General features: G+C 32.6%; 27 protein-coding genes, 3 tRNA genes and 2 pseudogenes. 14 read left to right on the top strand and 18 right to left on the bottom strand.

Features of this window, described 5'->3' with window-relative positions; all coding sequences use genetic code 11:
• Position 1 precedes the first annotated feature (1 nt).
• A complete protein-coding gene (locus tag AC3VI6_RS06590; RefSeq protein WP_497705594.1) occupies positions 2-1,123 on the top strand; it encodes an ABC transporter permease in 1,122 nt (373 codons plus the stop codon).
• A gap of 114 nt (positions 1,124-1,237) precedes the next feature.
• Here AC3VI6_RS06590 and AC3VI6_RS06585 read toward each other — a convergent pair whose 3' ends face one another.
• On the bottom strand, positions 1,238-1,570 hold the full coding sequence (locus AC3VI6_RS06585) for a single-stranded DNA-binding protein (RefSeq protein ID WP_497705593.1): 333 nt from the start codon (positions 1,568-1,570) through the stop codon (positions 1,238-1,240).
• Between the two features lie 171 nt (positions 1,571-1,741).
• Between AC3VI6_RS06585 and AC3VI6_RS06580 the strand changes: the two genes are divergently transcribed.
• Together AC3VI6_RS06580 and AC3VI6_RS06575 are read left to right on the top strand one after the other, a co-directional pair.
• Positions 1,742-2,284, top strand: coding sequence for a GNAT family N-acetyltransferase (locus AC3VI6_RS06580; protein ID WP_497705592.1), 543 nt, complete (start codon positions 1,742-1,744; stop codon positions 2,282-2,284).
• A complete protein-coding gene (locus AC3VI6_RS06575) occupies positions 2,274-2,624 on the top strand; it encodes a hypothetical protein (protein WP_497705591.1) in 351 nt (116 codons plus the stop codon). Before AC3VI6_RS06580 ends, AC3VI6_RS06575 begins: the two co-directional genes overlap by 11 nt.
• Here AC3VI6_RS06575 and AC3VI6_RS06570 read toward each other — a convergent pair whose 3' ends face one another.
• Positions 2,625-3,089 carry a CBS domain-containing protein gene (locus AC3VI6_RS06570; protein WP_435254066.1) on the bottom strand — a complete coding sequence of 155 codons (465 nt, stop codon included), beginning with the start codon at positions 3,087-3,089 and terminating at the stop codon, positions 2,625-2,627.
• Between the two features lie 105 nt (positions 3,090-3,194).
• Between AC3VI6_RS06570 and AC3VI6_RS06565 the strand changes: the two genes are divergently transcribed.
• A complete protein-coding gene (locus AC3VI6_RS06565) occupies positions 3,195-5,495 on the top strand; it encodes a M20/M25/M40 family metallo-hydrolase (protein ID WP_497705590.1) in 2,301 nt (766 codons plus the stop codon).
• 54 nt (positions 5,496-5,549) lie between these two features.
• Here AC3VI6_RS06565 and pyk read toward each other — a convergent pair.
• The 5 genes and pseudogenes from pyk to AC3VI6_RS06540 all read right to left on the bottom strand — a co-directional run bounded on the left by pyk (position 5,550) and on the right by AC3VI6_RS06540 (position 9,775).
• A pseudogene (pyk, locus tag AC3VI6_RS06560) lies at positions 5,550-6,978 on the bottom strand (pyruvate kinase).
• Positions 6,979-6,982: 4 nt separating this feature from the next.
• Positions 6,983-7,453, bottom strand: coding sequence for an IPExxxVDY family protein (locus AC3VI6_RS06555; protein ID WP_298997097.1), 471 nt, complete (start codon positions 7,451-7,453; stop codon positions 6,983-6,985).
• Positions 7,454-7,537: 84 nt separating this feature from the next.
• Complete coding sequence (gene rnc / locus AC3VI6_RS06550; RefSeq protein ID WP_274634777.1) at positions 7,538-8,275, bottom strand: ribonuclease III; 738 nt, start codon at positions 8,273-8,275, stop codon at positions 7,538-7,540.
• Between the two features lie 6 nt (positions 8,276-8,281).
• Positions 8,282-9,532 carry a beta-ketoacyl-ACP synthase II gene (gene fabF / locus AC3VI6_RS06545; RefSeq protein WP_274634776.1) on the bottom strand — a complete coding sequence of 417 codons (1,251 nt, stop codon included), beginning with the start codon at positions 9,530-9,532 and terminating at the stop codon, positions 8,282-8,284.
• Between the two features lie 6 nt (positions 9,533-9,538).
• Positions 9,539-9,775, bottom strand: a complete 237-nt coding sequence (locus tag AC3VI6_RS06540) for an acyl carrier protein (protein ID WP_028891431.1) — start codon at positions 9,773-9,775, stop codon at positions 9,539-9,541.
• A 180-nt stretch (positions 9,776-9,955) separates the two neighbouring features.
• Between AC3VI6_RS06540 and purN the strand changes: the two genes are divergently transcribed.
• Together purN and AC3VI6_RS06530 are read left to right on the top strand one after the other, a co-directional pair.
• The gene (gene purN, locus AC3VI6_RS06535; RefSeq protein ID WP_298997123.1) at positions 9,956-10,525 is read left to right on the top strand and encodes a phosphoribosylglycinamide formyltransferase; all 570 of its coding nucleotides are present in this window, start codon (positions 9,956-9,958) and stop codon (positions 10,523-10,525) included.
• Positions 10,518-11,156 carry a ribonuclease H1 domain-containing protein gene (locus AC3VI6_RS06530; protein ID WP_497705589.1) on the top strand — a complete coding sequence of 213 codons (639 nt, stop codon included), beginning with the start codon at positions 10,518-10,520 and terminating at the stop codon, positions 11,154-11,156. Before purN ends, AC3VI6_RS06530 begins: the two co-directional genes overlap by 8 nt.
• Positions 11,157-11,206: 50 nt before the next feature.
• Here the strand turns inward: AC3VI6_RS06530 and AC3VI6_RS06525 are convergent, their stop codons facing one another.
• On the bottom strand, positions 11,207-11,554 hold the full coding sequence (locus AC3VI6_RS06525; protein ID WP_408034513.1) for a toxin-antitoxin system YwqK family antitoxin: 348 nt from the start codon (positions 11,552-11,554) through the stop codon (positions 11,207-11,209).
• Positions 11,555-11,727: 173 nt separating this feature from the next.
• Between AC3VI6_RS06525 and AC3VI6_RS06520 the strand changes: the two genes are divergently transcribed.
• The 3 genes from AC3VI6_RS06520 (at position 11,728) to AC3VI6_RS06510 (ending at position 13,225) form a co-directional block, all read left to right on the top strand.
• The gene (locus AC3VI6_RS06520) at positions 11,728-11,928 is read left to right on the top strand and encodes a dodecin family protein (RefSeq protein ID WP_408034512.1); all 201 of its coding nucleotides are present in this window, start codon (positions 11,728-11,730) and stop codon (positions 11,926-11,928) included.
• A gap of 77 nt (positions 11,929-12,005) precedes the next feature.
• A complete protein-coding gene (locus AC3VI6_RS06515) occupies positions 12,006-12,359 on the top strand; it encodes a DUF1304 domain-containing protein (protein WP_497705588.1) in 354 nt (117 codons plus the stop codon).
• Positions 12,360-12,418: 59 nt separating this feature from the next.
• The gene (locus tag AC3VI6_RS06510; RefSeq protein WP_497705587.1) at positions 12,419-13,225 is read left to right on the top strand and encodes a mechanosensitive ion channel family protein; all 807 of its coding nucleotides are present in this window, start codon (positions 12,419-12,421) and stop codon (positions 13,223-13,225) included.
• Here the strand turns inward: AC3VI6_RS06510 and tsaB are convergent.
• The 10 genes and pseudogenes from tsaB to cyoE all read right to left on the bottom strand — a co-directional run bounded on the left by tsaB (position 13,222) and on the right by cyoE (position 20,611).
• Positions 13,222-13,896 (bottom strand): tRNA (adenosine(37)-N6)-threonylcarbamoyltransferase complex dimerization subunit type 1 TsaB, encoded by a 675-nt coding sequence (gene tsaB, locus AC3VI6_RS06505; RefSeq protein ID WP_497705586.1) that lies wholly within the window; start codon positions 13,894-13,896, stop codon positions 13,222-13,224. The two genes, AC3VI6_RS06510 and tsaB, sit on opposite strands and share 4 nt — an antisense overlap.
• A gap of 131 nt (positions 13,897-14,027) precedes the next feature.
• Positions 14,028-15,293: pseudogene (locus tag AC3VI6_RS06500) on the bottom strand (TolC family protein); the annotation flags it as partial.
• Between the two features lie 291 nt (positions 15,294-15,584).
• A complete protein-coding gene (locus AC3VI6_RS06495) occupies positions 15,585-15,800 on the bottom strand; it encodes a CAMCR motif-containing small membrane protein (RefSeq protein ID WP_497705585.1) in 216 nt (71 codons plus the stop codon).
• Positions 15,793-16,317, bottom strand: coding sequence for a DUF420 domain-containing protein (locus AC3VI6_RS06490; protein WP_497705584.1), 525 nt, complete (start codon positions 16,315-16,317; stop codon positions 15,793-15,795). The genes AC3VI6_RS06495 and AC3VI6_RS06490 overlap by 8 nt, the downstream gene beginning before the upstream one ends.
• A 1-nt stretch (position 16,318) precedes the next feature.
• Positions 16,319-16,966, bottom strand: coding sequence for an SCO family protein (locus AC3VI6_RS06485; RefSeq protein WP_274634767.1), 648 nt, complete (start codon positions 16,964-16,966; stop codon positions 16,319-16,321).
• A 13-nt stretch (positions 16,967-16,979) separates the two neighbouring features.
• Positions 16,980-17,627, bottom strand: coding sequence for a hypothetical protein (locus AC3VI6_RS06480; protein ID WP_497705583.1), 648 nt, complete (start codon positions 17,625-17,627; stop codon positions 16,980-16,982).
• A gap of 63 nt (positions 17,628-17,690) precedes the next feature.
• On the bottom strand, positions 17,691-18,029 hold the full coding sequence (locus AC3VI6_RS06475; RefSeq protein WP_274634765.1) for a cytochrome C oxidase subunit IV family protein: 339 nt from the start codon (positions 18,027-18,029) through the stop codon (positions 17,691-17,693).
• Between the two features lie 19 nt (positions 18,030-18,048).
• Entirely contained in the window at positions 18,049-19,032 is a 984-nt protein-coding gene (locus AC3VI6_RS06470; RefSeq protein ID WP_497705582.1) for a cytochrome c oxidase subunit 3, read from the bottom strand.
• Between the two features lie 56 nt (positions 19,033-19,088).
• Positions 19,089-19,673 carry a cytochrome c oxidase subunit 3 gene (locus AC3VI6_RS06465; protein WP_497705581.1) on the bottom strand — a complete coding sequence of 195 codons (585 nt, stop codon included), beginning with the start codon at positions 19,671-19,673 and terminating at the stop codon, positions 19,089-19,091.
• Entirely contained in the window at positions 19,673-20,611 is a 939-nt protein-coding gene (cyoE, locus tag AC3VI6_RS06460; protein WP_497705580.1) for a heme o synthase, read from the bottom strand. Before cyoE ends, AC3VI6_RS06465 begins: the two co-directional genes overlap by 1 nt.
• A gap of 137 nt (positions 20,612-20,748) precedes the next feature.
• On the opposite strand from cyoE, the gene AC3VI6_RS06455 reads away from it, so the two are divergent.
• The 5 genes from AC3VI6_RS06455 to arsS all read left to right on the top strand — a co-directional run bounded on the left by AC3VI6_RS06455 (position 20,749) and on the right by arsS (position 22,575).
• Positions 20,749-20,820: transfer RNA gene (locus tag AC3VI6_RS06455), tRNA-Gly, on the top strand.
• 22 nt (positions 20,821-20,842) lie between these two features.
• A tRNA-Leu gene (locus tag AC3VI6_RS06450) sits at positions 20,843-20,931 on the top strand.
• Positions 20,932-20,992: 61 nt separating this feature from the next.
• Positions 20,993-21,078: transfer RNA gene (locus tag AC3VI6_RS06445), tRNA-Leu, on the top strand.
• 106 nt (positions 21,079-21,184) lie between these two features.
• On the top strand, positions 21,185-21,520 hold the full coding sequence (locus AC3VI6_RS06440) for an arsenosugar biosynthesis-associated peroxidase-like protein (protein ID WP_120185760.1): 336 nt from the start codon (positions 21,185-21,187) through the stop codon (positions 21,518-21,520).
• A 2-nt stretch (positions 21,521-21,522) separates the two neighbouring features.
• Positions 21,523-22,575 carry an arsenosugar biosynthesis radical SAM (seleno)protein ArsS gene (gene arsS / locus AC3VI6_RS06435; protein ID WP_497705579.1) on the top strand — a complete coding sequence of 351 codons (1,053 nt, stop codon included), beginning with the start codon at positions 21,523-21,525 and terminating at the stop codon, positions 22,573-22,575.
• Positions 22,576-22,607 lie beyond the last annotated feature (32 nt).

Here is a 22,607-nt window from a genome sequence, read left to right as displayed (position 1 = left end):
GATGAACATTATACTGTATATCATTCGAAAGGAGTTTAAGCAAATCTTTAGAAACAAAGGCATGCTGCCCATTATATTTATTTTACCAGTACTGCAATTGGTCATTTTATCCAATGCGGCAACCTACGAAATAAAAAACATTCAATTTGGATATGTTGATGCCGATAATAGCAGCACCTCAAGAGGATTGATAACGCAATTTGAAGCTTCATCGTATTTCAATGTTTCAGAAAGATTTTCTTCTGAAAAAGAAGCTTCGCAAGCTATGCAAGAAGGTAAAATAGATGCCTACTTAAACATACCTGTGCGCTTTGAAGGGGATTTACAAAAAGACAAAACAAATGCCATAGGCGTGTTTATCGATGCCATTGATGGTGCGGCAGCAGGCGTTATTAATGTCTACATAACACAAATCATTCAGAATTACAACAAGTACATTGCAACAGAATTAATACAGATTTCAGATACGGTACAAAAACCGAACAGTATTGACAGCATTCCTCTATTTTGGTACAACCAAACCTTGAACTACAAAACATTCATGGTACCCGGGATTTTGGTTTTGCTTGTTACCATGATTACGCTGTTTCTTTCGGGAATGAACATTGTGAGAGAAAAAGAAATAGGTACCTTGGAACAAATCAATGTAACGCCCATAAAAAAGCATCATTTTATAATTGGAAAACTATTCCCTTTTTGGGTTTTGGGAATGGGACTGTTAACCATAGGCTTACTACTCGCCAAAGTTATTTTTAATACACCCATGCTAGGAAATTTGGGACTGCTTTATGCCTATACTTCAGTTTATATATTAGTGATTTTGGGAATGGGGTTGTTCATCTCAAACTTCACGGACACACAACAGCAGGCTATGTTTATTGCTTGGTTTTTTATGGTCATATTTATATTGATGAGTGGTTTATTCACCCCCATTGAAAGTATGCCAAAATGGGCGCAACTACTTACGGAATTTAATCCTATCAAATACTTTGTGGAAATCATACGAATGGTCATGCTTAAAGGTTCTGGGTTTACCAATATTTTTCCATTGGCCATAAAAACACTGGTCTATGCCATAATAATGAACGGTTTGGCGGTTTGGAGTTATAAAAAAACAAGTTAAAACTTAATTAGAATAAAAAATATATCAACAACAAGTTTTTTAAGAAACAAGATTTTAACAGACATGTAAGAAATGTAAAAAATAAAGGCTATCATTTGACAGCCTCTTAAAGCACTATTTCCCTAACATCAATAGTTCATTACAAACTACTTCAGTTACATAACGTTTATTCCCTTCTTTATCTTCAAAAGAACGAGATGTTAATTTGCCTTCAATCATTACTTCTTTACCTTTTTTTAAGTACTTCTCAATAATTTCAGCTGTTTTGTTCCAAGCAACCACATTGTGCCATTGTGTATCGGTAACCTTTTCACCACGTGCGTTTTTATATGTTTCGTTGGTTGCAATAGCAAATTTTGCTAGCTTCTTACCACTTTCTAATGTGATGATTTCTGGTGTAGTTCCTAAATTTCCAATTAACTGTACTCTGTTTTTTAGTGCGTTCATAATATTTGTTTTTAATGTTAAACAGTTAAGACTCTGTCATTCAAACGAATTGACACTGCAAAGATGAAACACCGTACAAATTAAAAACGGTTAGTAATCATTTGTTTTCGTTTGTAATTGAATGTAATCGTTTAAATATTTTTAATATATTTGAAATCAAACAGTTAGAGCATGAGATTTTATTTAGAAACCGAGCGCTTAATTTTAAGAGAATTTAGAAAAAGTGAAACAGAAGGAATTTTTGAGTTAGACTCAAACGCTGAAGTGCATAAATATTTAGGAAACAATCCAATCACAACCTACAAGCAAGCAGAAGATATTATCACGTTTTTTGAAGAGCAATACAAAGAAAGAGGTATTGGCAGATTTGCTGCTTTTGAAAAAGAATCAGGAGAATTCATTGGATGGTCAGGATTGAAACTCAATACAGGAGAAAAAGAAGAATTAAATGGATTTACTGATTTTATTGATATCGGTTATCGTTTCATTCCTCGTTTTTGGGGTAAAGGGTATGCTTCTGAATCTGCTTTTGCTTGTTTAGACTTCGGCTTTAAAGAAATGAATTATGATATTATTTACGGTGCTGCCGATGTAGAAAATATTGGTTCTAACAAAATTCTGCAAAAAATAGGTTTACAATTTGTGAATGAATTTGGATTCAAGGGTGTGGATGTAAACTGGTACGAATTAAAAAAATCAGATTATGATCGATAAACAATGCTTAGAGTGTGGTGAAAAAGTAATAGGAAGAATTGATAAAAAATTCTGTTCCGATTACTGTAGAAATGCCTACAATAACAAGGTAAACAAGGATAGTAAAAACCTTATCAGAAATACGAATAACCGCTTACGAAAAAACTATAAAATTCTTTCCGAGTTAAACGTTTCTGGAAAAACAAAAGTAACACGTCGTAAACTATTTGATAGGGGTTTCGACTTTAAATTTATCACATCTTTATACACCACAAAAACAGGAAACACCTATTATTATGTGTACGACCAAGGATATTTAGAACTGGAAAATGAATTCTATTTATTAGTTAGACAAGAGTAACTACTTCCAAGTATTTCCTTTAAGCTTCATCGCTGCAATTAACACATCTTTTTGGCTAATTTGACCGACTAGCTTACCGTTTTGAACGATAGGAAAACGTCTTCTACGAGATTGTAAAAACTTATTGGCTGCATCTAATATGTTCGTAGTACCATCTATCGTTTCAACCTCTTTCACCATCGCTCTTCCAACAGTACTATTCTCTATCGGTAAATTATAATATCTGCTATCTGAAATTTGCTTTATACAATCACCTTCTGAAATAATACCTACCAATTCATTATTATCATTTACAACTGGGCCACCTGATATTTTATTATTAATTAAAATATTAATAGCCTCTTCAATAGTTTGATCTTCCTTAAACGTAATAAGCTTTTTCGTCATATAATCTGACACTAAAATTGGCTCCTTCTCTTTTTCTGGTGGATTATTTCGTTTACCTTGAAAATTGATAATTCCCATAATAATTAGTTTTAGGATAGACTTAAATATACTGATTTTTAACTAATTAAAATTACGAATGTTAAAAAATAAATTCCCTATTTTTATAAGGGATAAAATTAAACTATGAAAACATCAAGAAATTACCTAGCTGTAATCATTATCATTCTAACAGTTTATTGGAGCTTTAGTGATATGATACCTAGTGTATCTTCCACTAAAAAAGAAATAAAAACTGCTGATTTTTCTGTAGACAACGCGTTATATCATCTAAAAAACATTTCTCAAAAACCACATCATACCGGTACAGAGGAGCACAAAATTGTACAAGAATATCTTGTGCAAGAATTAAAAAAACTAGGATTAAACCCCGAAGTTCAATATCAGACAGCTATCAATAAAAAATGGAGAGCTGCTACAACCACAGAAAATATTCTTGCTAGAATTAAGGGAAGTGACAGTAGCAAAGCTTTGCTACTATTATCACATTACGATTCCAATCCACATTCTTCACTTGGAGCTAGTGACGCGGGTTCTGGTGTGGTAACTATTTTAGAAGGTATTAGAGCTTACTTAGCAGCAAATAAAACGCCCAAAAACGATATTATCATTCTTTTTTCGGATGCAGAAGAATTAGGTTTATTAGGAGCGCAAGCCTTTGTTGAAAAGCACCCTTGGGCAAAAGATGTTGGTTTAGTTTTAAATTTTGAAGCACGTGGTAGTGGTGGATCTAGTTATATGCTGATGGAAACTAACGGAAAAAATAAAACATTACTTACTGAATTTCTGAAAGCGAATCCAAACTATCCTGCCGCCAATTCTTTGATGTATGGAGTATACAAAAAACTACCTAACGATACCGATTTAACGGTTTTTAGAGAAAAAGGGAATGTCAACGGATTTAATTTTGCTTTTATTGATGATCATTTTGATTATCATACCGAACAAGACTCTTACGAACGATTAAACAGAGAAACCTTACTCCATCAAGCAGACTACTTAACTAGCACATTAAACTATTTTGCAGATGCTGACTTAACTAATTTAAACAGTGACACCGACTATATTTATGTCAACTTTCCTTTTACAAAACTTTTAACCTATCCTTTTTCTTGGGTTTTACCTATGTTAATTATTGCCCTAGTTATTTTTATTGCGTTGGTTTTTGTAGGAATTTCAAGAAAAAAAATCACCACTGTTGGAATGTTAAAAGGGTTTATCCCTTATATCATTTCCTTAGTAATCTGTATGGGAATATCGTATGGTTTATGGCAATTGCTATTAATTATTCATCCACAGTATACCGATATATTACACGGATTTACTTATAACGGACATCAATACATCATCGCTTTTGTATTCTTAAACCTTTGGATAATTTTTAAAACTTATTCGTTCTTTAAAGAACACAAAACAACAGATTTATTGGTTGCTCCTATTACCTTTGGATTGGTTGTAAATTACCTTATATACACAAACCTTCCTGGTGCTGGTTTTTTAATTATTCCTGTATATGCTTCATTATTTATTTTAGCAGTTCTACTTTTTATGAATATTAAAAGGGAGTCTAGAGGTACTTTGTTTGCTATTCTATCAATTCCAACTATTTATATGGTTGCCCCAATGGTTCTACTATTTCCTGTTGCTTTAGGTTTAAAAATGCTATTAATTTCTGCTGTACTTTTAGTGCTTCTTTTCGGATTTATGCTTCCTATTTTTCAGCAAGAAAAACTAAAAAATGGGTGGCAAGCTCTTACAGGTTTTATAACCTTATTATTTTTTGTTTTAGCTACTTTTAATAGTGGATTTTCAATAGAAAAGAAAAAACCTAACAGCTTAGTATTCATCCAGAATTCTGATACTAATACTTCGTATTGGGCTAGTCATAATAAAACCCTAGACGGATATACTAAACAGTTTTTTGATGAAGATTCCCCTCAAGGAGGAAAAGATTTGCTTGCTGGAAATAGCAAGTACAATACTTCTTTTAATTATTATAAAAAAACAGATAATAAAGACATTGCTGTTTCTAACATAAATATCAATAAAGACACTATTAGTAATGGGAAGAGAAACATCTCTCTTACTATTACACCTACTAGAACTATCGCTAAATATGAATTGTTTACAGCTTCTAAAATTACTCTAACTGACCTAACTGTTAACGGTACTTTATATGACTCTGGAAAAGCTTTTACTACTGATAAAGGCACGTTACTTATTTACCAAATGGCAAATACTGATAGCAATTTAACTATTTCTTTTTCTATTGATAAAAATGTAGAACCAGATATTACATTACACGAAATATCTAATGATTTACTATCACATCCTAAGTTTACAATTAAACCAAGAAGTGAAGTAATGATGCCCATGCCTTTTGTGATAAACGATGCTATTATTTGTACTCGAAAGCTTAAACTATAAAACAAAAAAGCTCAACTTTTAAAGTTGAGCTTTTCTATATTTTATTGTCTTTATTTAGTCAATATGTGAAACACGTAAGGTATTTACCATTCCTTTGGCTTCAACAGGCATTGATGATAGATTTATTATAAAATCTCCTGATTTTACAAAACCTTTCTCCTTTGCAATTTCATTAATATCTTCAATTGTGTCATCAGTACTTAACTCTCTATCATAAAAATAAGCTCTAACTCCCCACAACAAATTCAATTTCCCTAAAATTCTCTTTTCAGAAGAAAATGCCAATACGTGTGATTTAGGTCTCCAAGCTGAAATTTGAAAAGCGGTATATCCACTATTCGTTAAAGTAGAGATTGCAGCTGCATTAATATCATCTGCCATTAGTGCTGCATGGTGGCAAACCGATTTTGTAATGAATCTTTTTGTGCGAATATGTGGCGGTTCTTGCGGAACTTCAATCAAATCTGAAAACTCTACACTTCCAATAATCTCTGTCATCTTTTGAATAACTCGTACCGGATGTTTACCAACCGATGTTTCACCTGAAAGCATAACTGCGTCAGCCCCATCCATAATAGAATTGGCCACATCATTTACTTCTGCTCTAGTTGGTACCGAATTTTCAATCATGGTCTCCATCATTTGCGTTGCAATAATTACAGGAATTCTCGCTTGTTTAGCTCTACGAACCAACATTTTTTGTATTAAAGGTACATCTTGCATTGGCACTTCAACCCCTAAATCACCACGAGCTACCATTAATCCGTCACAATAAGGGATTAAAGCATCAATATTTTCAACCGCTTCTGGTTTTTCAATCTTAGCAATTACAGGAACTCTATAACGTGATTTCTGCTTAATTAAATCGCGAAGAATACGTAAATCTTCTGGTGTTCTCACAAAAGAAAGTGCAATCCAATCTACCTCTTGTTCTAATGCAAAAACAACATCTTTTTTATCTTTTTCAGTTAAAGCAGGTAATGATATTTTAGTATTAGGTAAGTTTACACCTTTTTTTGATTTTAAAGTGACCTCCTACTATAACTTTAGTTACAACTTCTTTCTCTTTGTCTGTTGCAACTACTTCAAATAACAGCTTCCCATCATCAACTAAGATCTTTTCTCCGACTTTTACATCTTTAGGAAAATGTTGATAGGTCATGAAAGCCTTTTCTTGAGTTCCTTCACATTTCTCTGTAGTAAAAATAAAGGTGTCTCCAGCCTTTAACTCTACTCCTTCCTCCATTACCCCTACTCTTAGCTTAGGACCCTGCAAATCGGCTAAAATTGCTACATTATACCCTCTTTCTTCATTAATTTCACGTATTTGACGAATACGCTCTTTTACTACATCATAATCAGCGTGTGAAAAATTAATTCTAAAAACATTAACACCTGCAGCAGCCATATCTGCTAAAACTTCTTTAGTACTGGTTGCTGAACCTAATGTTGCTACAATTTTTGTTTTCTTGTTATGTGGCATATTATTAAAAAATTAAAAAGTCTTTCGACTTTAATGAGTTTACCTCTATTTCATAAGAGGTTATTATTTGTGGAATTTGATTAATATTTTCTATTAGTTTTACTATAAAATCGTAATCAAATTCTCCTTCTATCTTTAAAAAAAAATCAACTTTTTTCTTTTCTGGAATCAAAAAGCTAGTTGAATCACTTTGACCAAAAAGACTTATTGATTCTGCTTCAAGAGTGTATTTAAATACGTTGGATATTAAAAACCAATCTTGATCTAATTTTGTGTTTGTATACTCGTATACGACATATGAAGATTCTATATTCTTTTGAAAAAAATCTAAATCGTAATTTGCTCTACGAAAGTTAACTTGTAAATGTTTGTTTAACAAATACGCTAACCTATAGTCATTCAAAGTAGTATGGACGCCTATTAACGTGTAATCGTCGTTAGAAAAATCATTAATATTTACCTCATAAATTGGCATAAAAACAACTATTTGCTTTTTGCTAAATTAATGAATGTATCTAAAACAGTGTGTAAATTTTCCGAAAACGTTTTTAAGTAAGTGTTAAGTATTTAACATTTGACTTTGCATAGCGTAGTACACTCTTTTAGCAGCTATTTCTTCTGCTTTTTTCTTAGAGGTCGCCCTACCTTTTGCGATAATATTACCATCTATACTTACACGTACGCTAAAATGCTTCTTATTCTGATTACCAGAATCTTCATAAGACTCAAACTTGTATTTTTTCTTCTGCTTTTGACACCATTCGATAACAAAACCTTTGTAGCTTGATATTTTACCTTCAAGTCTTTCAATATCTACATAAGGCATTATAACTTGTTCGTAAATAAACTGATGACAATAATTGAACCCTCTATCTAAATAAATAGCTCCGATGAGGGCTTCAAAAATATTTCCATGAATATTGTTACTAACATGTTCTTTGGAAATATTACTTTTTACAAATTTGATTAAGTCCAAATCTTTACCTAAATCATTCAAGTGCTCTCTACTAACAATTTTAGAGCGCATTTGTGTTAAGTACCCTTCGTCTCCATCGGGCACTTTTTTAAATAGGTAAGAAGCTATTACCGTTCCTAAAATAGCATCTCCCAAAAACTCTAAACGTTCATAATTAACTGGATTTCCCTTACTGTCAACTAACTTTAGAGATCTGTGCGTAAACGCTTTTTTATAAAGCGATAACTTAATTGGTTTAAAATTAAGTAACTCTTTTAATTCGTAGTAGAAGTTTTCGTCCTCCTTATTTTGGGGTTTGACAATTCTACGAAGAAAATTCATAAAAGATTAATCTAGTTTTCTAAAGGCTATACAGGCATTATGACCACCAAAACCAAATGTATTGCTCATTGCAACTTTAATCTCTCTTTTTTGAGCTTTGTTTAACGTTAAATTTAACTCTGGGTTGATGTTTTCATCAACGTTAGTGTGATTAATTGTTGGGGGAACAATACCGTGCTCCATGGCTAATAATGAAGCAATAGCTTCAACTGCACCAGCAGCACCTAACAAATGTCCTGTCATAGACTTTGTTGAGTTGATATTAATGTTTTTAGCATGATCTCCAAAAACTTCAGAGATTGCTTTTAACTCTGCAACATCTCCTAAAGGGGTAGAAGTACCGTGAGTGTTGATATGATCTACGTCTTCTGGTTTTATTCCAGCATTTTCAAGACAGTTCTTCATTACAGCAATAACACCTATTCCGTCAGGATGTGGTGCCGTCATGTGGTAAGCATCCGAAGATAACCCTCCACCTATAACTTCAGCATAAATTTTAGCTCCACGAGCTTTGGCATGTTCGTATTCTTCTAAGATAATAGCTCCTGCTCCTTCACCTAATACAAATCCGTCACGCTCAGCATCAAATGGTCTTGAAGCTGTTTCTGGACTCTCATTTCTAGTAGATAAAGCGTGCATAGCATTAAAACCTCCCATACCAGCAATTGTAACTGCAGCTTCACTACCACCTGTTACAACTACATCACAATGACCAAGTCTAATGTAATTTAATGCATCAATCATTGCATTTGCAGATGATGCACAAGCAGATACCGTAGTATAGTTAGGCCCCATAAATCCATTTTTAATAGAAATATTTCCAGGTGCAATATCTGCAATCATCTTTGGAATAAAGAATGGGTTAAATCGAGGTGAGCCGTCACCTTCAGCATAGCTTAACACTTCGTTTTGAAATGTTTCTAAACCTCCGATACCAGCGCCCCAAATAACACCAACTCTTAATTTGTTTACTTCGTCTAAGTTTAACTTCGCATCAGCAATTGCTTCATCAGAAGCAACCATTGCATACTGCGTAAACCTATCCATTTTACGCGCTTCTTTTCTGTTAATGAATTCAGTCGCGTCGAAGTTTTTAAGTTCACATGCGAAACGAGTTTTGAACTTGGCAGCATCAAAATACGTTATAGGTGCTGCTCCGCTAACTCCGTTAACTAAGCTATTCCAATACTCTTCTTTATTGTTTCCTATTGGCGTTAATGCGCCAAGTCCAGTTACTACAACTCGTTTTAATTGCATATAATCTTATTTTTTTGCGTCTTCAATATAGCTAATCGCTTGACCTACAGTACCAATGTTTTCTGCTTGATCATCTGGAATTTGGATATCAAATTCTTTTTCGAATTCCATGATTAACTCAACTGTATCTAAAGAATCTGCTCCTAAATCGTTTGTGAAGCTTGCTTCGTTAGTTACTTCGTTATCGTCTACTCCTAATTTGTCTACGATAATTGCTTTTACTCTTGATGCAATGTCTGACATAATTTGTTTGTTTTAAAATTTAAAATCGTGGCAAAAATACAAATCTTAGTTATTAATTCTAACTTTTGCACAAAAATGTGATGTCTAAATTAAAAAAAATACCTGAATATTTTGCTACAAATACCACCATTGTTAATAATTATTCTTTTTTTTGTAGTAACAAAACAACTGATTTTTAACATGAAACGCATCGTAATTTTTGCTTCAGGATCGGGTTCTAACGCCGAAAACATCATAAAACACTTCAATTCAACTCAAACTGCAATTGTTACTCACGTGCTCTCTAACAATGAACATGCCAAAGTTTTTGACCGTTGCGAAAGACTAGGAATAGACGCATCGCTCTTTGATAGAGAAAGTTTTACAAAAGATGACACTGTTTTAAATTTCTTACATGTAGAAGCCGATTTTATCGTGTTAGCAGGCTTCTTATGGCGTATTCCTGCTAAAATTGTTGAAGCTTTCCCTAATAAAATCATCAATATTCATCCTGCATTATTACCAAAGTATGGTGGGAAAGGCATGTACGGGATGAATGTACACAAAGCTGTAAAAGAAAATAATGAACCTGAAACAGGTATTACCATCCATTATGTGAATGAAAATTATGATGAAGGAGCTATTATTTTTCAAGCAAAAACGGCTGTTTCTTCTGAAGATACCCCAGAAACGATTGCTCAAAAAGTTCACGAGTTAGAATATGAGCATTTTCCGAAGGTGATTGAAGAGGTAATTTTACAAAATGAGTAAAAAGAAAAAATACTACGTTGTTTGGAAAGGGAAAAAAACGGGTGTTTTTTCATCTTGGGATGCTTGTAAAAAACAAATTGATGGTTTCACAGGAGCTCAATACAAGGCTTTTGCCGATAAAAAAGAGGCAGAACTTGCGTTGAGTAAAAGTTATAACGAATTCAAAGGAAAAGACACTAAAAAGCATACTTTATCAACTACAGAGAAAGCTAAATATGGAACTCCTATTCTAGAAAGCATCTCGGTTGATGCTGCTTGTGCTGGTAATCCTGGAATAATGGAATACCGAGGTGTACTTACCCACAGTAAAAAAGAAATTTTTAGAATGGGGCCTTTTAAGAATGGGACCAACAATATTGGTGAATTTTTAGCTTTAGTTCACGGAATTGCTTTACTAAAAAGTAAAAAACTGGATACTTACCCTATTTATTCCGATTCAAAAATTGCCATGAGTTGGGTTAAAAAGAAACAATGCAGAACAAATATTGTTTTTGACAGCTCTAATAAAGAGATACTAGATTTAATAAAACGTGCCGAAAAATGGCTACAAGAAAATTCTTATAAAAATCCATTATTGAAATGGGAAACCAAGGCATGGGGCGAAATTCCTGCCGATTTTGGAAGAAAATAAAAAAACCGAGCAAATTGCTCGGTTTTTTATTTTTTATTCAAGTAACAACCTTACTTAACTGCCATTTTGGTTTCTTCTTTCCAAGTTTGAACACTAGCAATAGTATAGTCTTTAAAGTCGATTTCTTTTAAACCGTCTTCTTTCCACATAAACCATTTTCCTACTTTTTTACCAGCTTCATAATGACCAATAGCCACTTTGTTACCTTTTGTATCAAAAGACGTCCAAGTACCTTCTAACTTTTTATCTTTGAAAAAACCTTGTTCTTTAATAGCACCATTTTCGTAATAATACGTGACTTTCACTAACTCTCCTGTTACTTCATATTTTGGCTCTACTTCTTGAGCTTGTAACAATCCTACCGACAACATGCATACTGCTAATACTAATTTTTTCATAATCTAAATCTTTTAAAGTTAATACCTGATAACACAAATATACAAAAATTTTACATATTTGAAACATTTACGTAACATTAAATTAACATTAAAAATATAATTGATTAATTTTCAGCAAAATAAAAAAAACAAAACCTTATATTTACATAACAATTATAAAAAAACGAGAAATTATGGCTGTAATGAAAGTTATTGAAATCTTAGCAAACTCTGAAAATAGTTGGGAAGATGCTACAAAAAAAGCGATTAAACAAGCTTCAAAATCGGTAAAAGGGATTAAGTCTGCCTTTGTGCAATCACAAAGTGTGGTTGTAAATAATGACGAAGTCACAGAGTTTAGAGTAAATCTTAAGGTTACTTTTGAAGTAAAATAACCGAAAACATACACTAACTATCAATTGCGGTTTTGATTAATTATTTTCGAAACCGCTTATTTAATTTTCTAATATTTATGAATGGTTTACAATACACTTTAATAGCGTTTGTTTCATTGATTCATATTTACATCGTAATACTTGAAATGTTTTTATGGACGCATCCTAAAGGCATAAAAACCTTCGGACTAAAATCTAAACAATTTGCCGAAGAAACTAAAGTATTAGCAGCCAATCAAGGATTGTATAATGGCTTTTTAGCAGCTGGTTTAATCTGGTCTATGATTTCACAAAAAAACGATATTGCTATATTTTTTCTAATCTGTGTGTTTATTGCAGGTCTTTATGGTTCTTTTTCTACAAAAAAACCTCGTATTTTTGCCATTCAGTCTATCCCAGCTTTATTAGCGTTAGCTAGTTTAATTCTATAGATAAAAACCAACCACTACTAATAAAATCAATTATTAATCACTAAAATTTACCATAACTAATGGAAAAGTATTTAGAAAAATTTCAAGAGTTAATAGTCACCTATGCCCCAAAAGCGATTATGGCTATTATTATTTACATTGTAGGTTCTTATATTATTAGCCTACTACTTAGAGCTACCAAAAAAGTAATGATTAAAAGAGAAGTTGACATCACACTTCAAAAATTCTTAATCAGCTTATTAAACTGGACATTAAAAATCCTTTTAATAATTACTGTAATAGCAAAACTTGGAGTAGAAACGACTTCATTTGCAGCAATATTAGCTTCTGCTGGTTTAGCTGTTGGTTTAGCGCTACAAGGTTCTTTAGGTAATTTTGCTGGCGGTGTGTTAATTATGTTATTCAAACCTTTTAAAGTTGGTGATTTAATACAAGCTCAAGGTGAAACTGGTGTTGTAAAAGAAATAGAAATTTTTACTACTAAGCTTACTGGTTTATCAAATAGAGAAATAATTATTCCTAACGGTTCTTTATCAAACGGAAATATTATTAATTTTTCTTCGGAAGGAACTCGTAGAGTTGATTTAGTTTTTGGAGTTTCTTATGACGCAGATATTAAACAAACTAAAGAAGTGTTGATGAATGTTCTTACTTCACACCCAAAAGTATTAAAAGAACCAGCTCCTACGGTTAATGTATTAGAGTTAGCAGATAGCTCAGTAAATTTTGCTGTAAGACCTTGGTGTAAAACAGAAGATTACTGGGGTGTTTACTTTGATGTAACCGAAAATACTAAAATAGCCTTAGACAAAGCTGGAATCGAAATTCCATATCCACACTCTGTGGAAATTCACAAAGAGAATTAACGCTTTTTTTCGGGCGTTACCACAAAATCTTTCAAATAAAAAGGTTCAAAATAAGCGACATCTTCGATGTCGTTTTTTTTGTACTTATCATAACTTAATTGTGCCATTTCTTTTGCTGAAGGATGTTTACTGTCAATAAAAACAGCATTTTCATGTGTTATAACTTCTTTACACTTCTCTGCCCCATCCCCTAAAAAATATACTTTTCCTTCTGACAAATATTCTTGAAAAGAGTTTTCATCAATAACTTCAGCTTTAATTTCTCTTAACTGATTATAATTACTATCGTAAACTGCCGCATAAACTTCCATACGACGTGCATCTAACATTGGTACAATTACCCCATTATCTACAGTAGCTTTGTGAGCTAAAGAGTTCAATGTTTCTATAGAAATTAAAGGTTTATCAAAGGCAAAACATAATCCTTTAGCAGCAGAAACTCCGATACGCAAACCTGTATAAGAACCTGGTCCTTTACTTACAGCTACAGCATCAATATCATTGAAAGATATTTTAGCTTCCTCTACCACTTGTTGAATAAATGGATGTAGTTTTTCAGCATGAGAATAATTACCATCATTCAACTCTTGTAAAATAAGGGTTACTCCATCTTTCGCTATACTAACCGAGCAATTTTTAGTTGCTGTTTCTATGTTTAAGATTGTTGCCAAACTGAAATTATTTTTGGCAAAGATACATTTTATATAAAGTTGAATAAAAAAATCATTGTATGTCATACAAAGAAAAACCCCGTTAGCATAAATCTAACGAGGTTCTTCCAACAATAAATATCTCTTTCTTATTAATCTACAATAGATTCACCATAGTAGAATTTTAATACTTTCGTTTTAAATACATAATCATATTTTGCTCTAATCATTGCTCCTTCAGCATTTACTAAACGATTACGAACTTGATCAAAATCAAATTGAGTCATTGATCCGTAATCATAACTTACCTGTGCGTTTTTAAACGCTTCTTTTTGGGCTTCTAACGATATTTGTGCTGCTTCAAAAGTTTTTGCTGCTGCTTTAGCATCTAAAAAAGCACTTTCAATTTCTTGTTGCAACTGCAATTTTTGATTTTCAAGAGCTAACTCTGAAACCTCTTTATCAATAGTAGATTTAGCTACTCTGTTTTTTGTTTGAAAACGATTAAATATTGGAACATTTAACGAAATCCCTACACCGTAACTTAAATTATTATCTAATTGCTTAAAAAAACCATAAGACTCATATATAGGTAATTGTGTCACTGGATCAACTCCAATAACTCTTCTATCAGGCTCTCCAAATACTGTAAAATAAGAAGTACCTGCATTTGCTGAATAGGTTAAGGTTGGTAAATAAGCCCCTTTAGCTAATTCTATTCCTAAATCTGCATTTTCAAGGTTTAATTCTGCCCTTTCTATATCTGGCCATTGTGTTAATGCTTTTTCGTATACGACACTAGAATTGTCATACAATAAAGCTGCTGATGGTGACCCTACTTCAATATCTGCAATAGCAAAATCTTCTGAAGAAATTTGTAACAACTGACTTAATCTAAGTAAAGCAATACTTAATGCGTTTTCTTGTAAAACTACATTTTGAACATCATTAGCAGCTGTAGACTCTACATTTAATAAATCTCCTTTAGGTATTGCTCCTCCTTCATATTGAGCTTTTGCTCTTTCAATTTGTTTTTTACTTATTTCGGCTTGAACTTTTGCCACGACAAGGTTTTCTTTTGCGAACAGTACATTTAAGTATTCGTTTACTACATTTAAAGAAATATCATTTTCTATTTTCGCTAAGTCTAACTCACTTCCTTTAACATTAAGTAAAGCTTGTTTTTTAGTGTTTAAGTTTCTAAAACCATTGAATATAGTACCTTGAGTTCCTAAAGTGAAATTTGTTGAATACCTATCTTGACTGGTATTAACTCCGCTAACACCTGAAGACAATCCAAAAGATCCTCTATGAGAATTACTAAATCCTAAATCAGGTAAGAAATTTCCTTTAGCGACCTCAACATCATTTTCTGCTAAATTTACATTTAACCGATTTTGTTTAATCGTTATGTTGTTTTTAAGAGCGTAATCTACACACTCTTTTAAGGTTCATTGTTTTTGAGAAAAAACAGCTAATGAGGCAAATATAGCTGTGAATAGTGCAATTTTAGTTTTCAAAAGACAAATATTTTTTGTTTAAATTATTAGCTAGTTGATATTTCAAAAACAGAAATATATCATTTTATTATTAAAAAGTAAACCTTTAAACAGTTTAAAATCAACAATAAAAAACAGTTAACTATTTTTAACTGCCTCTATATGACGATTAAAAATATAATTTGTTACAAAAAACTTTGCTAAATTAAATTACTCTTTACCTTTCTTTTTATGACGGTAAATAAAATAAAAAAGTGTTCCCACTAAAATATATGGAAAAACCATTAAGTAAGTAATTCCGTTATTCACTCCTTCGGCAACAGAAGGATTATCTCCTTCAATAACAGCTTTACACATAGCACACTGTGCAGATGTGTTTAATGTGAAGAACAATAATAATGCTAATACTACAAGTTTTTTATACATAATAAGGTGATATCATTAAATACACTACAACTCCTGTTACCGCCACATACAACCACAATGGAAATGTAATTTTTGCTATTTTTTTATGTTCTGGAAAATTTCCTAAACGCGCTCTCATAAATGTAATTAATACAAAAGGTATAATTACAATAGATAATAAAATATGTGTTATTAAAATAAAGAAATACACATATCTTATTGTTCCTTCTCCTCCAAATGGTGTTGAATTAGAGGTCATGTGGTAAGCCACATACATTACTAAAAATAACGCAGAACAAATTATTGCTGTTGTATTTAACTGCTCGTGTAATTTTCTTTTACCGTTTTTAATAGCCACAACAGAAGCAACTAATAATACTGCTGTAAATCCGTTAATACTGGCATAAATAGGAGGTAAAAACGACAACGGTTCTACATTCGGTATTTTAATACCAAACAACGCTGCTACTGCAATAGGAACCACAATAGAAACTATTGTAATAAACCTCTTATATTTTTTTTCTTCTGTAGTACTCATGTTATTCTTTTAATAATAACTTAATATCTTCTTTCAACTCTGTTATTTGATCACCAAAACCATGCTCGTCTAATGCTCTGTAATACATTATCGGATTTCCGTTTTCATCGTATCGTGATCTTATATATCCATCTTTATCTACTAAAGCAAATAATCCTGAATGTTCGAATCCGCCATGACTAACTTCTCCTTTACCTGCATACAACTTAAACCCTTCGTTAGATAACTCATACACTACATCATCTCCTTTTCCGGTTAACATATGCCAGTTTTTATGGTTTATACCATTGTTCTTAGCATATTCTTTTAATTGGTGTGGAGTATCTATATCTGGAGTAATTGAAAACGAAGCGATTCCGAAATTAGGATTCCCCATAAATTCGTTTTGAATTTCTACCATTTTTTGATTCATCAATGGACATATTGTTGGGCATGTAGCAAAGAAAAATTCAACTACATATACCTTTCCTTCATAATCTTTATTAGTAATTACTTTCTCATCTTGATTGATAAACTCAAAATCTGGCACCTTGTTAAACTTGTGCAAGTTCGCTGTTTGAAAGTGTGCTATGATTTTAGGAATAGCATAAATTCCGAAAAGTAAAACGATTAATGAAATACCTACGTAAGAATAATTCTGTTTTTTCATGACTCAAGTCTAATTAAATCTGTCTGTCTGCGTTGTTCTTTTTTAATGCTAAACGATATTCTGCCAATACAACCTTAACATCGTCTTTCATTTTATTATTCAACTCTGCTACCGATGTCATATTGTACCCAAACAACTTTCCATCAACGCTATCTTCATCATCATTTCTTCCTCTTAAATTTCCTTCCTTATCAATTATAAAAGCTTTAGATGAGTGCAGTTTATTATCTAATGATTGGTTTGTTTTAAAGCTATCGTACAATACTTCAATTTCGGTATCAGACGCATAAACAAACTTCCAGCTAATCATATTGGTATAAGCGCCAATTTCTTTTTCAAGTTTTTCAACATCGTCTTTAACATCAGGAGAAGCTATTACAATTAGTTGAAAATCTTTAAATCCGTAAAATGGTTTGTATATTTTTTCGTTAAGATTGAATAATTCCCCTTTTACTTCCTCTACATTCTTTCCTAAAAAAGTAACAATTGATATTTTTTTATCAAATTGATGTTGTTTACTTACTGATGATATATCAATTACATTTTCTGTAAGCACCGGTAATTTTGCGAAATTATTGATTCCTAGTGACAAAAAAATATAAAACAATAGCGGCACTATAAAAAGCGCTAACAGTACTATGTATTTTCTTGTTTTATCCATTTTACTAAATCTTATATACAAAAAGAGGCGGTTAACACCACCTCTTTTCTCATTTTATTTTGATTACCACTTTACTAATGGTGCTAATGTATCGTATAAGTAATCACCTTCTATTAACACTAGTGTTACTAAATAACATATTAAGAAAACACCTGTCCAAACAATGGCTCTTCTTAACCATGGTTTTTCTCCTTCTAAGTGCATAAATGCCCAAGCAATATAATATGCTTTTACTATTGTTAAGATGATAAATATCCAGTTTAACCAACTAGTACCCCAACCGTGTAAGTGTAAAGCAGCAGGTTTAATAATACCTAAAACTACTTCTACTGTTGTTACTATGGTTAAGATTGCTAAAACAATCCAAATTCTTTTTGTATTTGATTCGTGTGCGTGACCCATTTTTACTATTGTTTTTTGATTATACTAAGTAGAAGAAGGTAAATACGAATACCCAAACTAAATCTACAAAGTGCCAATATAAACCTACTTTTTCAACCATTTCGTAACTTCTTCTACGCTCGTACGTACCTAATACAACGTTAAAGAAGATAATGATATTTAAGATAATTCCTGAAAATACGTGGAATCCGTGGAAACCAGTAATAAAGAAGAAGAAATCAGCAAAAATAGGGTTACCATATTCGTTCTCTATTAAGTTTGCTCCTTCAACAACTTTAGTTGCTGTAGCTAACTTAGCGATACTTTCTTCTCTTGATAAAACAATTTTTTGTTTCGTTTCAGGATTAATTCTTTCGATTCTAATTAATAAAGAAGGATCTGCTTTAAAAGCTTCTTGAACTTGAGCTACTGAATATTGAGAAATTGTTGCTTCGTCTACAAACCACAATCCATTTTCTCTTTGGTGTTGAACTCTTCCTTCTTTTCTATCATTATGAACAAAATCAGCCAATGCTATTTGATGTCCGTCTTTTACAAATTGTAAAATGTGATTATCGGCAGTTTTAACAGCTCCGTAAGAACCGTTAATGAAGTTTTTCCATTCCCAAGCCTGAGAACCTACGAAAATAATACCAAAAACGATGGTAGCAAACATGTACCAAGCTACTTTTTTCTTTTGCATTTTATGACCTGCATCTACGGCTAACACCATTGTTACCGATGATACAATTAAAATAAATGTCATCAATGCTACGTAATACATCGGTGCATGAACACCGTGTAAACCAGGAAAGTGTGTAAATACCTCATCAGCAATAGGCCAAGAGTCAATAAACTTAAAACGTGTTAAACCATACGCTGCTAAAAAGCCCGAAAAAGTTAATGCATCAGATACGATGAAAAACCACATCATCATTTTCCCATAACTAGCGCCAAATGGTTTTACACCACCTCCGCCCCAGGTCTCTTTGTTGTCAGAATTTACAGCAATATTTGCTCCCATAAATCTCTTTTTGTTAATTTTTGTTTAATCAGTGCGCCAAAATTACGCATTTTTCATCATCTAATAAAATAGAAAAAGAAAAATAGGTAAATCCACAATACATCTACAAAATGCCAAAAGATTGCACCTAGTTCAAATCCAAGCATATTGCTTGATGTATACTTCTTTTTAAAATGATTATAAATAACAACCAATAACACGATTACCCCTGCTAACAAGTGTAAAACGTGCATAAATGTTATTCCTATTATATACGATGTTGATACTGTACTTTCAGGTCCTGTAAAATATAATCCTGTATTTTTTAATTCATTAAATCCTACCCATTGATACCACACAAAGCCTAAACCTAACACCAATGTAACTAATAATAAAATGAAAGAACCTTTAATATTGTCTTTTTTCAATAAGTTTTGAGAGAAAAACAACGTAATACTACTTAGTACAATTAACACGGTACTAATGTAAAATGCCTGAGGTAAATCGAAGGTAACCCAATCTTCACGATTCATACTTACTACGTAAGCACTGGTTAATCCTGCAAAAAACATTACCATACTTACCATGGAAATCCATAGCATTGGTTTAGCCGATTTACGTTTAGCTACTTTTAATTCTTCTTGTAACGATTGTTCACTCATTAGTGTAAAAATTTATCTACCACATATATAATGGGCACTATTGTAATATAAAAAACACTTGCCAACATCAATTTACGTGCATCAGTGTTTTTTTCTGTTTTATATAATTGTATTGCGTAATACAACATTAACAATCCTAATAATAGAATAATTACTGCTGTTAACGGATATATATATAAATCTCCTGTTACTTTTAACACAGGCGCAATTGACATTAAAATCATTATGCAGGTATAAAAAATAATTTGCACCACAGCACCTTTGTCTTTTTTATCCATTGGCAACATGTGCAAACCTGCCTTGTTATATTCTTCAAATTGTAACCAACCAATAGCCCAAAAATGAGGAAACTGCCAAAAAAACTGAATCATAAATAAAAATCCAGCTTCAATACCAAATTTACCTGTTGCTGCTACCCATCCTAACATAAAAGGAATCGCTCCAGGAATTGCCCCTACAAATACTGCTAAAGGTGTTACTGCTTTTAATGGTGTGTAAGCACTTGTATATAAAAAGATAGAAATCGCCCCAAATAAAGCACATTTCGGATCTATAATATATAAAATTGCAATACCCGCTATCGTAAAAAGAGTTGCTATAGTTAATGCTACGGTCGTAGACATTCTTCCAGAAGGTAACGGACGATTTTTTGTGCGTTGCATTACCGCATCAATATCCTTTTCTATTACCTGATTAAAAGCATTAGATGCCCCTACCATTAAGTAGCCTCCTAAAGCTAATAATATTATAGTAGTATAATCAATCGTTTCTGCTCCTAATAAATATCCTGTAACCGATGTAAAAACTACACTTATAGATAATCCAACTTTAGTTAATTGTTTAAAATCTTTAACTATTGATTTTACAGAGGGTTTAGTATGTACAGATGAAACAGAATTCACTTCTAATTTTAAAAAATTTCTGCAAAGATATTCCATTCTTATTGAACCACCATAAATTTTTATTGGAATTAAAATTGAAAAAAATTAAAAAGTGCTTTGTAATTAAAAAAAAGGTTTTATATTTGCACCCGCATTCGCAGTAATGCACGTTCATTAAAATAATAAATGACTACGCGAAAGTAGCTCAGGGGTAGAGCATCACCTTGCCAAGGTGAGGGTCGCGGGTTCAAATCCCGTCTTTCGCTCAAGCCTTTTTTAAAAGAGTATGCTGAAGTGGTGGAATTGGTAGACACGTTGGACTTAAAATCCAATGAGCCGTAATGCTCGTGCGGGTTCAAGTCCCGCCTTCAGTACCAAGAAACCTCACTTGTATGAGTGAGGTTTCATTTTAAAAGTAGTCATTAACAAAGCACATACGCTGAAGTGGTGGAATTGGTAGACACGTTGGACTTAAAATCCAATGGGCCGTAATGCCCGTGCGGGTTCAAGTCCCGCCTTCAGTACAAAAGCCTTAACAAATTTGTTAAGGCTTTTTTTGTATCTATACTTTTCATAATATTGCTTGTAAAGTATCAATAAACGTCTCGTCTAACCCCCAAAATAAAATACATGTCAAAAACATATTACGATCCTGCCGACTTACGAAAGTTTGGTAAAATTACTGAGTGGAGTGAAGAATTAGGAAACAAGTTTTTCGAATACTACGGAAAAGTCTTTGAAGAAGGCGCCTTAACGGCACGCGAAAAAAGCTTAATAGCTTTAGCTGTTGCGCATACCGAACAATGCCCCTATTGTATTGATGCGTATACAAAAGACGGATTGCAACGCGGAATCACTAAAGAAGAAATGATGGAAGCCATTCACGTAGGAGCTGCTATTAAAAGTGGTGCTACTTTAGTACACGGAGTTCAAATGATGAACAAAGTGAACAAACTAGAAATGTAAGTATGAAGAAATCACTTTTAGCAAGAAATAATGACTTAGCAAACACGCAACGTCAGCTTGAAATCTTATCAAACGGGGTTTTTGCTGATGGCGAATTACCTACGTTTGCAAAAAAACTCAAAGAAACCAATCAGTTTCCTTTACGTCCTAAAAAATTAGAAATTCTTCAAATTAATTTAGGATACATGTGTAATCAAGTTTGTGCACATTGTCATGTAGATGCAGGTCCTGATCGAAAAGAAATTATGACCATAGAAACCATGGAGCAATGTTTAGAGGTTATTCGAAAAACGGAAGCACACACCTTAGACTTAACAGGAGGTGCTCCTGAAATGAATCCTAATTTTCGATGGTTTGTAGAAGAAGCTTCCAAAGCAGGAATCAAAGATTTTATTGTTCGCTCTAACCTAACCATCATCAGAGCTAATAAAAAATATCACGACTTACCTGAGTTCTTCAAGAAACATAATATACATGTGGTCTCTTCTATGCCACATTGGACACGTGGAAAAACCGACAAGCAGCGTGGTGATGGTGTTTTCGACAAGTCTATTGAAGCTTTAAAAATGCTAAATGCTGAGGGTTATGGAATTGAAGGAACTAGTTTACAATTAGACTTGGTATACAATCCATCAGGCGCCTTCTTACCAGGAGATCAAGCTGCTTTAGAAGCTGATTTCAAGAAAGCATTATATGAAGATTTCGGAATCTCATTCAACAGTTTATTTGCAATTACCAATTTACCTATCAGTCGATTTTTAGATTACTTAATTGCTTCTGAAAATTACGAAGATTATATGTATTCCTTAGTAGAAGCCTACAATCCTATGGCGGTAGAAAATGTAATGTGTACCAATACCTTATCTGTAAGTTGGGACGGATATTTATACGATTGTGATTTCAACCAGATGCTAAACCTAAAAGTAGCCAGTAAATCCCAACATATTTCTGAATACAACGAAGCATTGTTACAAAATAGAGATATCATTATCAACCAACATTGTTACGGATGTACCGCAGGGGCTGGTAGCAGCTGCCAAGGAACTGTAGCATAACACATTAATTTCGAAACACCTTTACAAACAAT

It is taken from the genome of Tenacibaculum sp. TB-56 (assembly GCF_059716275.2).
This window is presented reverse-complemented; position numbering and strand designations above follow the sequence as displayed.

Excerpts from the sequence above, each read along its gene's own strand:
- AC3VI6_RS06585 (WP_497705593.1), bottom strand. The coding sequence starts at position 1,570 with ATGAACGCACTAAAAAACAGAGTACAGTTAATTGGAAATTTAGGAACT.
- arsS (WP_497705579.1), top strand. The coding sequence starts at position 21,523 with ATGAAGAAATCACTTTTAGCAAGAAATAATGACTTAGCAAACACGCAA.
- AC3VI6_RS06490 (WP_497705584.1), bottom strand. The coding sequence starts at position 16,317 with ATGAGTACTACAGAAGAAAAAAAATATAAGAGGTTTATTACAATAGTT.
- AC3VI6_RS06530 (WP_497705589.1), top strand. The coding sequence starts at position 10,518 with ATGAGTAAAAAGAAAAAATACTACGTTGTTTGGAAAGGGAAAAAAACG.
- AC3VI6_RS06510 (WP_497705587.1), top strand. The coding sequence starts at position 12,419 with ATGGAAAAGTATTTAGAAAAATTTCAAGAGTTAATAGTCACCTATGCC.
- AC3VI6_RS06525 (WP_408034513.1), bottom strand. The coding sequence starts at position 11,554 with ATGAAAAAATTAGTATTAGCAGTATGCATGTTGTCGGTAGGATTGTTA.
- AC3VI6_RS06470 (WP_497705582.1), bottom strand. The coding sequence starts at position 19,032 with ATGGGAGCAAATATTGCTGTAAATTCTGACAACAAAGAGACCTGGGGC.
- AC3VI6_RS06580 (WP_497705592.1), top strand. The coding sequence starts at position 1,742 with ATGAGATTTTATTTAGAAACCGAGCGCTTAATTTTAAGAGAATTTAGA.
- AC3VI6_RS06515 (WP_497705588.1), top strand. The coding sequence starts at position 12,006 with ATGAATGGTTTACAATACACTTTAATAGCGTTTGTTTCATTGATTCAT.
- AC3VI6_RS06555 (WP_298997097.1), bottom strand. The coding sequence starts at position 7,453 with ATGCCAATTTATGAGGTAAATATTAATGATTTTTCTAACGACGATTAC.
- AC3VI6_RS06495 (WP_497705585.1), bottom strand. The coding sequence starts at position 15,800 with ATGTATAAAAAACTTGTAGTATTAGCATTATTATTGTTCTTCACATTA.
- cyoE (WP_497705580.1), bottom strand. The coding sequence starts at position 20,611 with ATGGAATATCTTTGCAGAAATTTTTTAAAATTAGAAGTGAATTCTGTT.
- AC3VI6_RS06465 (WP_497705581.1), bottom strand. The coding sequence starts at position 19,673 with ATGAGTGAACAATCGTTACAAGAAGAATTAAAAGTAGCTAAACGTAAA.
- purN (WP_298997123.1), top strand. The coding sequence starts at position 9,956 with ATGAAACGCATCGTAATTTTTGCTTCAGGATCGGGTTCTAACGCCGAA.
- AC3VI6_RS06440 (WP_120185760.1), top strand. The coding sequence starts at position 21,185 with ATGTCAAAAACATATTACGATCCTGCCGACTTACGAAAGTTTGGTAAA.
- AC3VI6_RS06570 (WP_435254066.1), bottom strand. The coding sequence starts at position 3,089 with ATGGGAATTATCAATTTTCAAGGTAAACGAAATAATCCACCAGAAAAA.
- AC3VI6_RS06575 (WP_497705591.1), top strand. The coding sequence starts at position 2,274 with ATGATCGATAAACAATGCTTAGAGTGTGGTGAAAAAGTAATAGGAAGA.
- AC3VI6_RS06480 (WP_497705583.1), bottom strand. The coding sequence starts at position 17,627 with ATGGATAAAACAAGAAAATACATAGTACTGTTAGCGCTTTTTATAGTG.
- AC3VI6_RS06485 (WP_274634767.1), bottom strand. The coding sequence starts at position 16,966 with ATGAAAAAACAGAATTATTCTTACGTAGGTATTTCATTAATCGTTTTA.
- AC3VI6_RS06590 (WP_497705594.1), top strand. The coding sequence starts at position 2 with ATGAACATTATACTGTATATCATTCGAAAGGAGTTTAAGCAAATCTTT.
- rnc (WP_274634777.1), bottom strand. The coding sequence starts at position 8,275 with ATGAATTTTCTTCGTAGAATTGTCAAACCCCAAAATAAGGAGGACGAA.
- AC3VI6_RS06475 (WP_274634765.1), bottom strand. The coding sequence starts at position 18,029 with ATGGGTCACGCACACGAATCAAATACAAAAAGAATTTGGATTGTTTTA.
- AC3VI6_RS06540 (WP_028891431.1), bottom strand. The coding sequence starts at position 9,775 with ATGTCAGACATTGCATCAAGAGTAAAAGCAATTATCGTAGACAAATTA.
- fabF (WP_274634776.1), bottom strand. The coding sequence starts at position 9,532 with ATGCAATTAAAACGAGTTGTAGTAACTGGACTTGGCGCATTAACGCCA.
- AC3VI6_RS06520 (WP_408034512.1), top strand. The coding sequence starts at position 11,728 with ATGGCTGTAATGAAAGTTATTGAAATCTTAGCAAACTCTGAAAATAGT.
- AC3VI6_RS06565 (WP_497705590.1), top strand. The coding sequence starts at position 3,195 with ATGAAAACATCAAGAAATTACCTAGCTGTAATCATTATCATTCTAACA.